The 545-nt window shown below is 52.1% G+C and carries 1 protein-coding gene; it reads left to right on the forward strand.

What is annotated here, in order from left to right; all coding sequences use genetic code 11:
- Positions 1-465: group II intron maturase-specific domain-containing protein (locus tag KIH86_RS10485; RefSeq protein WP_322098662.1), on the forward strand; the 465-nt coding region annotated here is incomplete at its 5' end.
- Positions 466-545: the final 80 nt, after the last annotated feature.

A 545-nucleotide genomic window follows, 5' to 3' on the forward strand; every position in this document is an offset into this window, starting at 1 on the left:
AGACCTTGGCACCGGAAGTTTCTAGGGTTTAGTTTCCTGAGCCAGAAACAGGCAACCATTCGATTAGCACCGAAAACAATCTCACGGTTCAAGGAAAGAATTCGTGAACTGACGAATCGAACCTGGTCCATTTCCGTGGAAGAACGAATTCGCCGGCTAAACCAGTATTTAATGGGTTGGCTCGGCTATTTCCATCTGGCATCGGCGAAGAAACACCTCCAAACACTAGACCAGTGGATTCGGAGAAGACTGCGAATGTGTCTGTGGAAACAATGGAAGCGAGTGCGCACACGAATCCGCGAACTCCGGGCACTTGGGGTTCCAGAGTGGGCTTGTTTTAGGATGGCCAACTCGCGGCGAGGCGCATGGGAAATGTCCCGGAACACGAATAATGCCCTTCCGACTTCCTACTGGGAAGCGAAAGGTCTGAAAAGTTTGCTTTCACGTTATCTGGAACTTTGCTAACCTTTTGGAACCGCCGTATGCGGACCCGCATGTACGGTGGTGTGAGAGGACGGGGGCTTGCCGCCCCCTCCTACTCGATT

It is taken from the genome of Paenibacillus sinensis (assembly GCF_019904155.1).
GTDB classification, from domain to species: Bacteria; Bacillota; Bacilli; order Paenibacillales; family Paenibacillaceae; genus Paenibacillus_AQ; species Paenibacillus_AQ sinensis.